A 13,303-nucleotide genomic window follows, 5' to 3' on the forward strand; every position below is an offset into this window, starting at 1 on the left:
GCTGCATCGCAGAGCCGGGACCCAGTCTGCCGCATGGGCCCCGGTTCAGCAGCGCATCACGCCGCGAAGTGCGGCGCGCTGCACTGCGCCCGGGGCACGAGACAAACTCCTGCCTTCCGATTTCAACGAGGAGACGCTAGGTTCCCCGCCAACGAAAAAAGAGGGAACGTCCGAACATGCCGTTATCGCTCATGCGCGTCCTGCGCACCGCCGCCGTGCTGTGTCTCGCCGCCGCATCCGCCGCGCAGGCCGACAATTGGCCGAGCCGCAACATCACGCTGGTGCTGCCGTTTGCGGCGGGCAGCGGCACAGACACCACGACGCGGCTGATCTCGCAACATCTGTCGCAGGCGCTCGGCGTCGGCATCGTCATCGAGAACAAGGCGGGCGCCAACGGCATGATCGCGGCGACCTATGTCGCGCGCTCCGCACCCGACGGCTACACGCTGCTGGTGACGACCAACACCACGCATTCGGCCAATCCCTATCTGCTCAAAAGCCTGACCTACGATCCTGTGAAGGATTTCACCCCGATCGCGCGCACCGGCGACCTGCCCTTCATGCTGGTGATCCACCCGGACGTGCCGGCCAGGACAGTCGCCGAGCTTGTCGCTTACGGCAAGGCCAATCCGGGCAAGCTGAGCTACGCCTCAGGCTCGTCCTCGGCGATCGTGTCGGGCGCGACCTTCGCCCACAATGCGGGGCTCGACCTCCTGCATGTGCCCTACAAGAGCTCGCCGCCGGCGCTCAACGATGTCATGGGCGGCCGCGTCTCGATGATGTTCGTGGACATCCTGACCGGACTGCCGCATGTCCAGGGCAACGCATTGCGGGCGCTCGCCGTCACCACCAAGGACCGCACGCCGCTGATCCCCACTCTTCCCTCGATGCAGGAGGCCGGCGTGCCGGACTTCGACATCTCGTCATGGCAGGGCTATTTCGGCCCAGCCGGCATGCCGAAGGAGATCGTGACCCGGCTCAACGCCGAAATCCGCAAGATCGTCGAGAAGCCTGAGATCAAGGCCCAGCTCGCCACGCTCGGCATGGACGCCTTCTCCGGCACGCCGGAGCAGCTCGGCACGTTCGTGAATGAGCAGCTGGTGCTGTGGGAGCGGCTGATCCGGGATGCGGGAATCGAGAAGCAGTAGGGGATGGTTCTCGTGTCCCGGACGCGCTGCAGCGTGAAACGCTGCTGCGCAGAGCCGGGACCCAGACTGCCGCCATTATGGGCCCCGGCCCTGCAGCGCACCGCTGAAGAAGTGCTGCACTGCGTCCGGGGCACGTGCCCACCGGCGATCACCACGCACTCAAAAAGAAAAGGTGGGCACGGCGCTTGCGCGTCTTTGCCCACCCTACGAATTCAGCGCAAAGCGTTATGCCGCGCGGACCTTGGCGAGGAAGCCGTCCACCGCGCTGCGCAGCGCGCCGGATTGGCTGTCGAGCTCGCGGGCGTTGGTGAGCACGTCTCTGGCCGCACTGCCAGTCGCTTCCGCGGCCGAGGTGACGCTGCCGATATTGGCGTTGATCTCGCTCGAGCCGGCCGCGACCGACTGGATGTTGCGGGCGATCTCGCGGGTGGCTTCGCCCTGCTGCTCGATCGAGGACGAAATGCCGGCGGTGATCTCGCTCATCTCGGCGATGGTCTGGGTGATGCCGCCGATCGCTGCGACCGCATCGCTGGTCGAGGTCTGCATCGCCGCGACCTGGGCGGAGATTTCCTCGGTGGCCTTGGCGGTCTGGTTGGCCAGCGCCTTGACCTCGGAGGCGACGACGGCGAAGCCGCGGCCGGATTCACCGGCACGCGCCGCCTCGATGGTGGCGTTGAGCGCGAGCAGATTGGTCTGCGCCGCGATCGAATGAATGAGCTTGACCACCTCGCCGATCTTCTCGGCGCCGGTCGAGAGCCCCTGCACCGTGGCGTTGGTACGCTCGGCGTCGCTGACGGCGCGGCTCGCCACTTCGGTCGAGCGCGTCACCTGACGGGAGATTTCCGCAACCGAGCTCGACAGCTCTTCGGCGGCAGCAGCAACCGTGCCGACATTGCCGGACGCCCTCTGCGAGGCCGCACCGACCGTTGCCGCCCGCGACGAGGCGTCGCTGGCGGTCGCGGTCATCGACTGCGCGGTCGACTGCATGCCGGCAGCCGCCGACGAGACCGAGCGGACGATGCCGTTGACGCTGCGTTCGAAGTCGTTGGCGATATCTTCCATCGCGCTGCGGCGTTCCGTCGCGGCGCGTTCCTTCGCCGCCGCGTCGGTCTGCTCGAGGTCGCGGATGCGGACCGCGTTGTCCTTGAAGATCTGGACGGTCGCGGCCATCGCGCCGACCTCGTCGCCGCGGCCGACGCCGGGAATGTCGCCCTCGAGCTTGCCGCCGGCGAGATCCTTCATGCGGGTGCCGAGCAGGGCCAGCGGACGGCTGATGCTGCGGCCGATCATCCAGGCAACGCTGCCGGCGACGATGACGATGCCGAGCATGGCGAGACCAAGCGACCAGAACACGGGGACCATCTTGGCGTCGATGTCGTCGAGATAGGCGCCGGTGCCGAGATACATGTCGAAGCCGGGAACGGCCACCGCGTAACCGATCTTGCGGATCGGCGTTTCCTGGCCGGGCTTCACGTATTCATAGTACAGCAGGATCGAGCCGTTCGCCTTGACGCCGTCCATCAGCTCGACCGACAGCCTGCGGCCATTGGTCACGACGTCCATGCGGTTGGCGCCGATCTGCTTCGGGTCGGGCGCGAGCTGGGTGATGCCGTCATAGGACGTGCCGAACAGATAGCCCGAGCCGTTGTCGTAAGTCATCGCATTGCCGTAGCGGCGAAGCTCGGCCATGGCCGCATCCTTCGTCAGCTCGCCGGCATCGACGCGCTTCTTCAGAGCGGCTGCGTAGTTACGACCAAGATCGGCGATCGACCTGGTCTGGTCGATTCGCGCGTCGACCATGGCGCGCTTCATCAGATAACCGGCCAGGACTCCGGAGACGCAGAGGCCGAACAAGGTGACGCCGACAAGGATGCCAAGCTTGGGCGCGATCTTCAGATTGCTCAACTTCACGGGGTGGGCTCCGGGGAAAAAAGGGATGCGGGCGCGCGAGTGAATCGATCGAAATTAAATCAACTTTTAGTGTGAGACCCCTTAGCAAGTTACTTACGTGCCTCCGTAGAAGCCCCGACGATGCCGGCAGAACCGGCAAATAATCACGACGGCGACAACCGGGAATTGTACGCGACCGTGCCGATTTCGCGTAAAAGACGCAAAGCCCGCCGAAAGGGTGCGGGCCACAACAAGAACCGACAAACCAAATCGGGAGCAGGAAATGCCGAAATACAGGGTGGTGACGCCGAAGGGCGCGAGCTTCACGGTCGCGGGCAGCGACTATTCTTACGAGCGCGAGGCGCTCGATCCGATCGATGCCGAGATCGTCGAGGCGCCGGCCAACGAGGCGGAGTTCATCGCCGCCGCCAGGAATGCCGACGCGATCTACGCCAAGGGCATTCCGATCACCAAGACCATCATCGACGCGCTGGAGAGCTGCAAGGTCATCACGCTCGGCTCGGTCGGCGTCGACAGCGTCGACGTGAAGGCCGCGACCGCGCGCGGCATTCCCGTCACCAACATCCCCGACACCTTCATCGAGGAGGTCGCCGACCACGCCATGATGCTGCTGCTCGCAGGCTTCCGCCGCCTGGTCGAGCAGGACAAGATGGTGCGCACCGGCCGCTGGGCCGAGGGCCGGCCGGCGCTGCTCAAAATCCCGCGGCTGATGGGCCAGACGCTTGGCTTCGTCTCGTTCGGCCGCGTCGCGCGTGCCGTTGCGAAGCGCGCCGCACCGTTCGGGCTGCGCATGATGGCCTATGATCCCTTCATCCAGGAAACGCTGATGTGGGATCATGGCGTCATCCCGGCGACGCTGAACGAGGTGCTGTCGCAATCCGACTTCGTCTCGATGCATGCGCCTGCCCGGCCCGAAGTGCATCACATGCTGACCGAGAAGCATTTTCGGCAGATGAAGAAGGGCTCGATCTTCATCAATACCGGGCGCGGCGCCACCGTGGACGAGGAGAGCCTGATCAAGGCGCTGCAGGAGGGCTGGATCGCGCATGCCGCCCTCGACGTGCTGGAGAAGGAACCGCCGTCGCACAACAACCCCATCCTCAGCATGGAGAACGTGACCCTGACCGCCCATGTCGCCTCGGCCTCGGCACGGTTCGACGAGGCGCGCAAGCGCCGGGTGGGCTACGAATTGTCACTGGTGCTTCAGGGCATGTGGCCGGTAAGCTGCGTGAACCCGTCGGTGTTGCAAGACACCGCGCTCCGCCGCTGGCAACCCGTCAGCATGGACCGCGGCCCGAACAGCTAAGGCGGCCGGCGCAAAGCGTGCCGAAAGACCACAACGGCCCTTCACCGGCGATCAACGCCGGGAAGGGAGACATCATAGGGAGGAACTGATGAGGAACGACATCACACGTCGTGATGCCTTGGCGCTGGGCCTGTCCGCTGCAACGGTCGCTGCCACTGGTGTTGCAGCGCACGCTCAATCCGCGATCAAGGCTGCCGACGTCCCCGCGCCGAAACTGCCAATCGAGAAGGGCGCAAGCTTGCGCATGCTGCGGCCGGTGCGCTTCGTCCAGGCCGACGAGGACGTGTTCCGCGCCAACGCGGCCAAGTTCACCAAGGAGACCGGCGTCGAGGTCAAGGTCGATTTCGTCGGCTGGGAGGATATCAACCAGCAGACCGCGGTCACCGCCAATTCCGGCGCCGGCCCCGACATCATCATCGGCTTCTCCGATGCGCCGCACATCTATATCGACAAGCTGATCGAGCTGACCGACGTCGCCGACTATGCCGGCAAGCGCTACGGTGGCTGGCTGCCGCTGGCGCAGCGCTACGGCAAGAAGAACAAGAGCGACACCTGGATCGGGCTTCCGTTCGGCGCCAGCGGCGGGCCCCTGATCTACCGCAAATCGATCCTGCGATCGGTCGGCTTTGACAAGGTGCCGGAAGACCATGCCGGCATCCTCGATCTCTGCCAGAAGCTGCAAAAGGCCGGCAAGCCCGCCGGCTTCGCGCTCGGCAATGCCAAGGGCGACGGCAACGGCTTTGCGAACTGGGCGCTGTGGTCGCACAATGCAGCCCTGCTCGATGAGGAGGGCAACGTCACCATCAACAGCAAGGAGACGATCGCCGCCCTGAACTGGGTCAAGCAGCTCTACCCGACCTTCATCGCCGGCACGACCTCGTGGAACGACGTCAGCAACAACCGCGCCTATGCCGCGCAAGAGATCGCGCTGACGGCCAACGGCGTCTCGCTGTATTTCTCGCTGAAGAACGATCCTGCCACCAAGGCGATCGCCGACGACAGCGAGCATCAGCTGCTGCCGAAGGGCGTGGCCAAGATCTCGCCAATGGCCGGCCTGACGCTGAACGCCATGGTGTTCAAGCACAGCCAGTATCCCAACGCCGCAAAGGCCTTCCTGCAATTCATGCTGGAGAAGGACCAATACGAGCCGTGGCTCAACGCCAACTCCGGCTACTGGGCGCAGCCGCTCGCGGCCTATGCCGAGGCCGCCGTGTGGAAAGGTGATCCCAAGGTCGCGATCTTCAAGGACACCATGAACAGCACCTATTATGACGGCTACAAGGGCCCGATCTCGACCGCGACCGGCGCCGTCAGCGCCGACTACGTGCTGATCCAGATGTTCGCGTCGGTTGCGACCGGCGCGGCCACACCGGAGGCCGCCGCCGCAGAAGCCGAGCAGCGCTGCAAGCGGTATTTCAGGCGGCAGGCCGCGAAGTAACGCCCCACGACAAAGCGACGTCATTGCGAGGAGCCCTTGCGACGAAGCAATCCAGACTGCCAAGGAAGAACCAGACTGGATTGCTTCGCTTCGCTCGCAACGACGGTGTGGTGACACTGTAGACAGGACAACAAGCTGATGTCCGTGACCACGTTTCCCTCTCCAACCTTGCGGGTTCGGCAACCGAACTGGCTGGTGCGCCTGTTCGACTACAAGCCGTTCCTGGTCACGATGTGCCTCGCGCCCGCGATCGGGCTGCTCGGAGTATTCCTGACCTATCCGCTTGGGCTCGGCCTCTGGCTCGCCTTCACCGACACCACGATCGGCCGCAAGGGCGAATTCATAGGCCTGGAGAACTTCCAGTACCTGCTCACCGATTCCCTGTGGTGGAACGCGGTGTTCTACAGCGTGGTCTACACGGGCATCGCGACCTTCGGGAAGTTCGCGCTCGGCTTCTGGCTTGCGCTATTGCTCAACAACCATTTTCCGTTCAAGAGCCTGCTGCGCGCGATCATCCTGCTGCCCTGGATCGTGCCGACGGTGCTCTCGGCGCTGGCGTTCTGGTGGATCTACGATCCACAGTTCTCGATCATCTCCTATCTGCTGGTCGACGTGCTGCATTGGCGCACGACCAACATCGACTTCCTCGGCTCGCCCTGGCCGGCACGGTTCTCGCTGATCGCCGCCAACATCTGGCGCGGTATTCCCTTCGTCGCGATCTCGCTGCTGGCGGGCTTGCAGACCATCTCGCCCTCGCTCTATGAGGCCGCCATGCTCGACGGCGCCAGCGCCTGGCAGCGCTTCCGCTACATCACCTTCCCGATGATGATGCCGATCCTCGCCATCGTCATGACCTTCTCGATCATCTTCACCTTCACCGACTTCCAGCTGGTCTACGCCATCACCCGCGGCGGCCCCGGCAACTCGACGCATTTGCTGGCGACGCTCGCGTTCCAGCGCGGCATCGCCGGCGGCGAGCTCGGCGAAGGTGCGGCCATCGCGGTGTCGATGATCCCGTTCCTGGTGTTCGCGACGCTGTTTTCCTATTTCGGCCTGGCGCGCCGCAAATGGCAGCAGGGAGAGGCCAATGACTGACACCGCACAAGCCTCCGCGGTCGCCGACGCGAAAGCGGCGCCCGACACCATGGCCTGGGATTCCGGGCTGCGGCGGCTGATGATGATCTATCTGCCGCTCGGCTGCTTCGTGCTGGTCCTGCTGTTTCCGTTCTACTGGATGGCGATCACGTCGTTCAAGCCGAACGCCGAGCTGATGAACTACAAAGAGCACAACCCGTTCTGGATCACCTCGCCGACGCTGGCGCACATCAAGCACCTCTTGTTCGACACCGCCTATCCGCGCTGGCTGTGGACCACAATGCTGGTCGCGATCGGCTCGACCACGCTATCGTTGATCGCGAGCACACTGGCTGCCTACGCCATCGAGCGCCTGCGCTTCCGCGGCAGTCCGTATGTCGGTCTCGGCATTTATCTCGCCTATCTGGTGCCGCCGTCGATCCTGTTCATCCCGCTCGCCACCGTCGTGGTGCAGTTCGGCCTGTTCGACTCGCCCCTGGCGCTGATCCTGGTCTATCCGACCTTCCTGGTGCCGTTCTGCACCTGGCTGCTGATCGGTTATTTCAAGTCGATCCCCTACGAGCTCGAGGAATGCGCGCTGGTCGACGGCGCGACGCGGCTGCAGATCCTGCGGCGGATCACGCTGCCGCTCGCGGTGCCCGGCCTGATCTCGGCCGGCATCTTCTCCTTCACGCTGTCCTGGAACGAGTTCATCTACGCGCTCGCCTTCATCCAGAGCGGCGCCAACAAGACCGTGCCGGTCGCGATCCTGACCGAGCTTGTCACCGGCGACGTCTACCAGTGGGGCGCGCTGATGGCGGGCTCGCTGCTCGGCTCGCTGCCGGTCGCGATCTTCTACTCGCTGTTTGTGGATTACTACGTGTCTTCGCTCACCGGCGCGGTCAAGGAATAGCTGTGCCTGCGGCGTTTGGCCCGGTTTCACAAAACTGCAATACGCGATCCGCATAAGACGGCCTCCCGTTAACAGGAGACGCACATGCGCGCGACTTTTCTCAGCACCGTCGCAACGGTCATTCTCACCGTGAGCACCGCGCTCGCACAGAGTGAGGGTGAATTCCCGGCCAAGCTCGCCGGCCACGTGGTGATGCCGGCCGCGACCTTCATCGATGCCCCGGCCGATGCGCCGGCCGATCTCAAGACCTCGGGCAAATACACCACCGGCAAGCGCGTCGACGCGCTCGGCACCGTGATGGGTAAGTCGTTTGAGCGTTCGACCGGCGTCTCGCTGCCGTTCAAGGGCCAGCCGCTGCAGGGCCATTCCGGCATCAAGACGATGCCCGACGGCACCTTCTGGGTCATCACCGACAACGGCGTGGGCGCGCGTGCCAACTCGCCGGATTCGATGCTGTACTTGAACCACTACAAGATGGATTGGGCGGGCGGCAAGATCGAGCGCGAAGCGACAGTCTTCCTGCACGATCCCGACAGACGCGTGCCGTTCCGCATCGTCCACGAGGACACCGAGAAGCGCTATCTCACCGGCGCCGACTTCGACACCGAAGGCTTCCAGATCATCGGCGACACCTTCTGGATCGGCGACGAGTTCGGCCCCTACGTGCTGAAGGCCGACAAATCAGGCAAGATCCTCGCCGTGTTCGAGACCATTGCCGACGGCAAGCCGGTGCGCTCGCCTGATCATTGGGCAGTGGCGAGCCCGGGTGCGCCGGGTGCGACCTACACCAATGTCAATCTCCGCCGCTCCAAGGGCTTTGAGGGCTTCGCGTCCTCCAAGGACGGCAAATTCCTCTACGGCCTGCTCGAAGGTCCGCTGTGGGATGCCGACAAGAAGGATTGGGAGCGGGTCGACGGCAAGGAAGCGTCCCGCATCCTCGAATTCGACGTCGCCGCCGAAAAGTTCACCGGCCGCTACTGGCAGTATGTGTTCGAGCAGAATGGCAATGCTATCGGCGACTTCAACATGATCGACCCGAGCGCCGGCCTCGTCATCGAGCGCGACAACGGCGAAGGCACGCCCGACAAGGCCTGCCCGGCGGGCACCCGCGGCGAGAACTGCTTCCCTGACGTCGCCAAGTTCAAGCGCGTCTACAAGATTGAGCTGACGGAGGCCAATGTCGGCAAGCCCGTGCGCAAGATCGGCTATATCGACCTCTTGAAGATCCAGGATCCCGATAAGAAGGCGCGCAAAGCCCTCAACGACGGCGTCTACACCTTCCCGTTCTTCACCATCGAGAACGTCGATCGCGTCGACGACACCCACATCATCGTCGGCAACGACAACAATCTGCCGTTCTCGTCCAGCCGCGATCCCAACAAGGCCGACGACGACGAGTTCGTGTTGCTCGACGTCGCGGATTTCCTGAAGGCGAAGTAAGCTGGAGCTCTCTCAACACGGTCATCGCCCGGCTTGACCGGGCGATCCAGTATGCCGCGGCATCCGTGTGATACGGAAATGCCGCGGAGTACTGGATGCCCCGCCTTCGCGGGGCATGACGGGAGAGAACGAGCGAAGCGGGTGATATCTAGCCCGACGGCACGATCACCATGCTCTTGTCCTTCGGCCAGCGGACGCGCCAGGCGAAGTTGATGTCCCGGGCCTCGCCGGGCTTGGCATCGAACGACCATTCCAGCACGCCGCGCTTGTCACGGATATCTTTTGCCGTGGGCGGCGTGGTCGCGGGCAGCATCTCGACGGCGATCTCGTCATTCTCGCTAACCGGCAGCTGATCCTCGATCGTGACGTGAATCGGGAAGTCGTGGCCGTTGCGGATGGTGGTCTTGAAGGTGCGCTCATCGGTCTTCGAGGTCGTCACGATCAAGCCGGCCGAGCCCTCGTTGCGCTTGAGCACCGCGCGCTCGACCTTGACCTTGTCGTCGGCGCCGAAGCCGAGCCGTACGATGTCGTCCTTGACCGAGCCCGAGAGCTTGCCGCGGCCGACGAAGACGCCATCGCGGTAGATCGCGACCTTGCCCGGCAGCAACGTCGTATCGTCGGTCTGCTTGAAGCTGGCCTCGAGGAAGGCAGTGGGATCCAGCACCGGCGCAGCGCGCACCGCGAGATCAGCGGGCACGTTCATCGAGGCGATGCGCAGGCTCTTGGCGCCTTCGGCGGCGCCGAGGCTGACGCGGCCAGGGATTTTGAAGGTGGCCTGGAAGTCGCCGATCTCCGCAACGGCTTGCTGCTCGTCGGCACGTTGGGCCGGCAGATCAAATTCCTCCCTGCTTCGTGCCGCCTCCATCTTTCGCAGCATCGGCGCCGCCGCAGGCGCCGGCATGTCAGCGGCCCCTCCCAGTGCGCGCGGCTTCGGCACCTGCGGATATTGCGCCACCAGCGTGCCCAGCTCCGGCGCGCTGCCGCCGCGGGCGATACGGACGGTGGAAACGCCGAGCGTGACGTTCGACCAGTCCTCGCCGGTCGATTGCGTCACCTCGGCGCGGCGAACCAGCTCGAGTTGCGGCTTGCGGTCCTTGGCGCCAGTGTCGAGCCGGGCGTCATAGAGCGGCAGCCAGCGCGCATTGCGCACGGCGTAAGTCACTCGCAGCGTCGCCTTTGTCGCCGCTGCCGAGGCGACGTCGATCCGCACCTCCAGCTTGCTTGGCGGCTTGGCGGATCGGTCGGCTTCGAGTTGCGCGATCTGGCGTTTTCGTGCGGCATCGCGGATCGCCGTTTCAGCGGCCGCGACCTCCTCAGCCACGGCAGTGAAGGCCGCGCGCCATTCCGTGATCGGGCGCGCCTCGCCCTTCTCGCCGAGGCCGGCGGGAGAGGCTTCGGCAAAGCGCTGCGCGAACTTGCGCCGGACGGCCGCCGCATCGATCGCGCCTTGCAGGTCGGCGCGCTCGTCCTTGAGCGCCTCGACGCGCTTGTCGAGCTCGGTAAGATTCACCGGCGGCGCCGCTCGCGGCGGCCGCGCATCGATGGTGCCGATGGTGAGTTTTGCGCCGGCCTCACCCTCGACACGCAAAGAGGATGGGTCGAGCGAGAGCGGAAAATCCTTGGCGACCAGCGTGCTGTCGCCGGTGGCGAGGTCGATCGCGATCACGCGGGTGACGGTGGCGCCATCAGGATAGACGGTGACGTTGTCGATCGCCGATGTGGCGTCCACATCGGCGGCCCATGAGGGCGAGGCGAGCGCTGCGGTCACCAGGACCAGGCTCGTCGTCGCCAGACATCTTGCGATCGTACGCATCAAATTTCTCCCTGCCGATATCGCCGCGCCGCCAGCCGGACGCGCAAAAACGTGCCACGCCATCGTGGTGAGACGCGGCAGGGAAGGAACCGGTTCGATTAGGGTTTCCGTTGGGCGCCGTTGCGGCGGCACCATGGCCGCGGAACGCGTCACCGCGCCGCGGCACAACCGAGTCGTAAAAGGCCGAGGTCAGGCTTGGCCGGGCGTACCCTGGCCAAAAATGCGGCGGAGCAAATCCGTCACGTTGCGGGCGCCGGCCTTCTTCAAGATGCTGGCGCGATAGCCCTCGACCGTGCGTGCGCTCAGATGCATCCGCCGGGCGACCTCCTTGTTGGTCCGGCCGGCAGCGAGATGCGCGAGCACATCGCCTTCGCGCGCGGTCAGGGGTTCGCAGCCGGGCAGCCAGCGCTGCCGGCTCGAATCGGGCTGGGCAGACTCGTCGATCGCAGCATCGATCCGACCGACGACGTCGTGGGTGCGGAACGGTTTCTCGATGAAGTCGGCCGCGCCGCTCTTGATGGCGTCGACCGCCATGGCGATGCTGCCGTTCGCCGAGGTCACCAAGACCGGCGCCATGCAATTTTCTTCGCGCAGGCGCTTGAGCACGTCGAGGGCGGAGCGATCCGGCGGCATCTCCAGCAATACGCAGGCCGGCATCCGCGCCTTGGCTTCCGACAGCAGCGATGCGCCGTCGGCGAAGCAGATCACGTTATAGGCGCTCTGCTGGAGCGCGTTGGACAATTGTTCGCGGGAGGCAGCGTCGGTTTCAATGACGAATACCTCACCCTTGGAAACCATGTTTCCCGGCATAATCCCGATCCAGCAATGTCTTGGTCAAATGGCACGTGACGGCCGGAGGCCCCATCGCGCCCCGCCGTCATGAGCACGGCATTGGCGCCGGTGCTTCGCTTTCTCTTATGTATGTTCCACCTTGTTCCCGGATTTGACGGCTCGGGACAGAAACTTTACATTTCGGGACATCTGCGGGGAATGGCTGACAGGAACAGGTCGCATGACCGACCTCATTCGCAGCGCAGGCTTGAGCTGTTATCCGGAGGTCGCCCGGTCGGTCGGGCTCGACCCCGGGAAAATGATGCGCAAGGCCAGGCTGCCGTTGGCCGTCCTCGATCAGCCCGATACCCCCATCGCCGTCGCAAGTCTGCGTCGCCTGCTCGAATTGTCGGCAGAGGAATCCGGCGCCGAAGATTTCGGCTTGCGGCTGGCCGAGCGCGGAGGACTGACCAATTTCGGCGCGGTCGGCCTGATCGTGCGCGAACAGGCGACCGTCGGCGAGGCCATCGAGGCATTCTCGCGCTTCATCCATGTTCATCACGACGGCATGAAGCTCGAGATCGTCAGAGCCAAGCAGACTGTGACCGTCACATTGCATCTGCGCGGCCGGCAGCCGACCGCCCCGCGCCAGTCGATCGACATGGCGCTCGGCAGCGTCCATCGCATCATCCAGTCGCTGTTCGGCAGTGACTGGCGGCCGCAGGAAGTTCACCTGCACTACCCGCCGCCGCACGACCGCAAGCGCTACCGCGAGTTCTACGGCTGCCGCGTGATCTTCAACGCGGAGGAGGATTCGATCCTGCTGTCGGCGCACGACATGGAGCGCCGGATCCCGAGCGCGCATCCCCTGATCGCGAACTATCTGCGCAAGCGGATCGAGGCGATCGAAAACCGGCCGGCAAGCTGGGAGGGGAAGGTCGACGAGGTCGTGCGCATCCTGCTCGCGAGCGGCGACTGCACCGTTGAACGCGTGGCCGAGCATCTCGCCTGCACCCGCCGCACCATCCATCGGCACCTGGCCGAGGCGGGCACCAGCTTCTCGGCCATTCTGGACGCGCAACGCGCCGATCTCGTGATCCAGCTGATCGATGACCCCGACCGGCCGCTGGCGGATATCGCCGCACAGCTCGGCTTCTCGGCGCAGAGCGCCATGGCGCGCTGGTTCCGCGGTCGCTTCGGCTGCACTATCACCGACTGGCGCCGGGCGTTCGGCCTGAGGCGAAGCCGGCCGAGGTAGCGTCGGCATCAGCCGCTTAAGGCTCAGCGCGCGCGGCCGGTGGAATTGGAGGAGCCGCGGCCACGCCTCATACTGCTTCATTGCGAGCGCAGCGGCGCAGCGAAGCAACCAGAGTCTTTCCGCGGAGACAGCCTGGATTGCTTCGTCGCAAGAGCTCCTCGCCATGACGGTGTCGAGGCAGTGTGCACCGTACGTCCAAACGAAAAAGGGCCGGGACGAAGCCCGGCCATT

Annotated in this window: 10 protein-coding genes; 7 read left to right on the forward strand and 3 right to left on the reverse strand. The window is 64.8% G+C overall.

Annotation, left to right across the window (positions count from 1 at the left end; translation table 11 throughout):
- The first annotated feature begins 176 nt into the window (after window positions 1–176).
- Entirely contained in the window at window positions 177–1,148 is a 972-nt protein-coding gene (locus tag FXB38_RS39345) for a Bug family tripartite tricarboxylate transporter substrate binding protein (RefSeq protein WP_148756282.1), read from the forward strand.
- Between the two features lie 225 nt (window positions 1,149–1,373).
- Here FXB38_RS39345 and FXB38_RS39350 read toward each other — a convergent pair whose 3' ends face one another.
- Window positions 1,374–3,059, reverse strand: coding sequence for a methyl-accepting chemotaxis protein (locus FXB38_RS39350; RefSeq protein ID WP_148756283.1), 1,686 nt, complete (start codon window positions 3,057–3,059; stop codon window positions 1,374–1,376).
- A gap of 262 nt (window positions 3,060–3,321) precedes the next feature.
- Between FXB38_RS39350 and FXB38_RS39355 the strand changes: the two genes are divergently transcribed.
- From FXB38_RS39355 to FXB38_RS39375, 5 genes are all read left to right on the forward strand, one after another.
- Window positions 3,322–4,365, forward strand: a complete 1,044-nt coding sequence (locus FXB38_RS39355; protein WP_187435467.1) for a C-terminal binding protein — start codon at window positions 3,322–3,324, stop codon at window positions 4,363–4,365.
- Window positions 4,366–4,453: 88 nt separating this feature from the next.
- Window positions 4,454–5,803, forward strand: coding sequence for an ABC transporter substrate-binding protein (locus FXB38_RS39360; RefSeq protein ID WP_148756285.1), 1,350 nt, complete (start codon window positions 4,454–4,456; stop codon window positions 5,801–5,803).
- Between the two features lie 138 nt (window positions 5,804–5,941).
- Window positions 5,942–6,898 (forward strand): carbohydrate ABC transporter permease, encoded by a 957-nt coding sequence (locus FXB38_RS39365; protein ID WP_148756286.1) that lies wholly within the window; start codon window positions 5,942–5,944, stop codon window positions 6,896–6,898.
- Window positions 6,891–7,790: a carbohydrate ABC transporter permease gene (locus tag FXB38_RS39370; RefSeq protein ID WP_148756287.1), complete on the forward strand. Its 900-nt coding sequence runs from the start codon at window positions 6,891–6,893 to the stop codon at window positions 7,788–7,790. The genes FXB38_RS39365 and FXB38_RS39370 overlap by 8 nt, the downstream gene beginning before the upstream one ends.
- A gap of 84 nt (window positions 7,791–7,874) precedes the next feature.
- Window positions 7,875–9,230 carry an esterase-like activity of phytase family protein gene (locus FXB38_RS39375; RefSeq protein WP_148756288.1) on the forward strand — a complete coding sequence of 452 codons (1,356 nt, stop codon included), beginning with the start codon at window positions 7,875–7,877 and terminating at the stop codon, window positions 9,228–9,230.
- Between the two features lie 148 nt (window positions 9,231–9,378).
- On the opposite strand, the gene FXB38_RS39380 is transcribed toward FXB38_RS39375, so the two are convergent.
- The gene (locus FXB38_RS39380) at window positions 9,379–11,043 is read right to left on the reverse strand and encodes a mucoidy inhibitor MuiA family protein (RefSeq protein ID WP_148756289.1); all 1,665 of its coding nucleotides are present in this window, start codon (window positions 11,041–11,043) and stop codon (window positions 9,379–9,381) included.
- 189 nt (window positions 11,044–11,232) lie between these two features.
- A complete protein-coding gene (locus FXB38_RS39385; RefSeq protein ID WP_148756290.1) occupies window positions 11,233–11,853 on the reverse strand; it encodes a response regulator transcription factor in 621 nt (206 codons plus the stop codon).
- Between the two features lie 202 nt (window positions 11,854–12,055).
- Between FXB38_RS39385 and FXB38_RS39390 the strand changes: the two genes are divergently transcribed.
- Window positions 12,056–13,072 (forward strand): AraC family transcriptional regulator, encoded by a 1,017-nt coding sequence (locus FXB38_RS39390; RefSeq protein ID WP_148756291.1) that lies wholly within the window; start codon window positions 12,056–12,058, stop codon window positions 13,070–13,072.
- Window positions 13,073–13,303: the final 231 nt, after the last annotated feature.

The sequence above is a fragment of the Bradyrhizobium cytisi genome, from assembly GCF_008123515.1.
GTDB lineage: Bacteria > Pseudomonadota > Alphaproteobacteria > Rhizobiales > Xanthobacteraceae > Bradyrhizobium > Bradyrhizobium cytisi.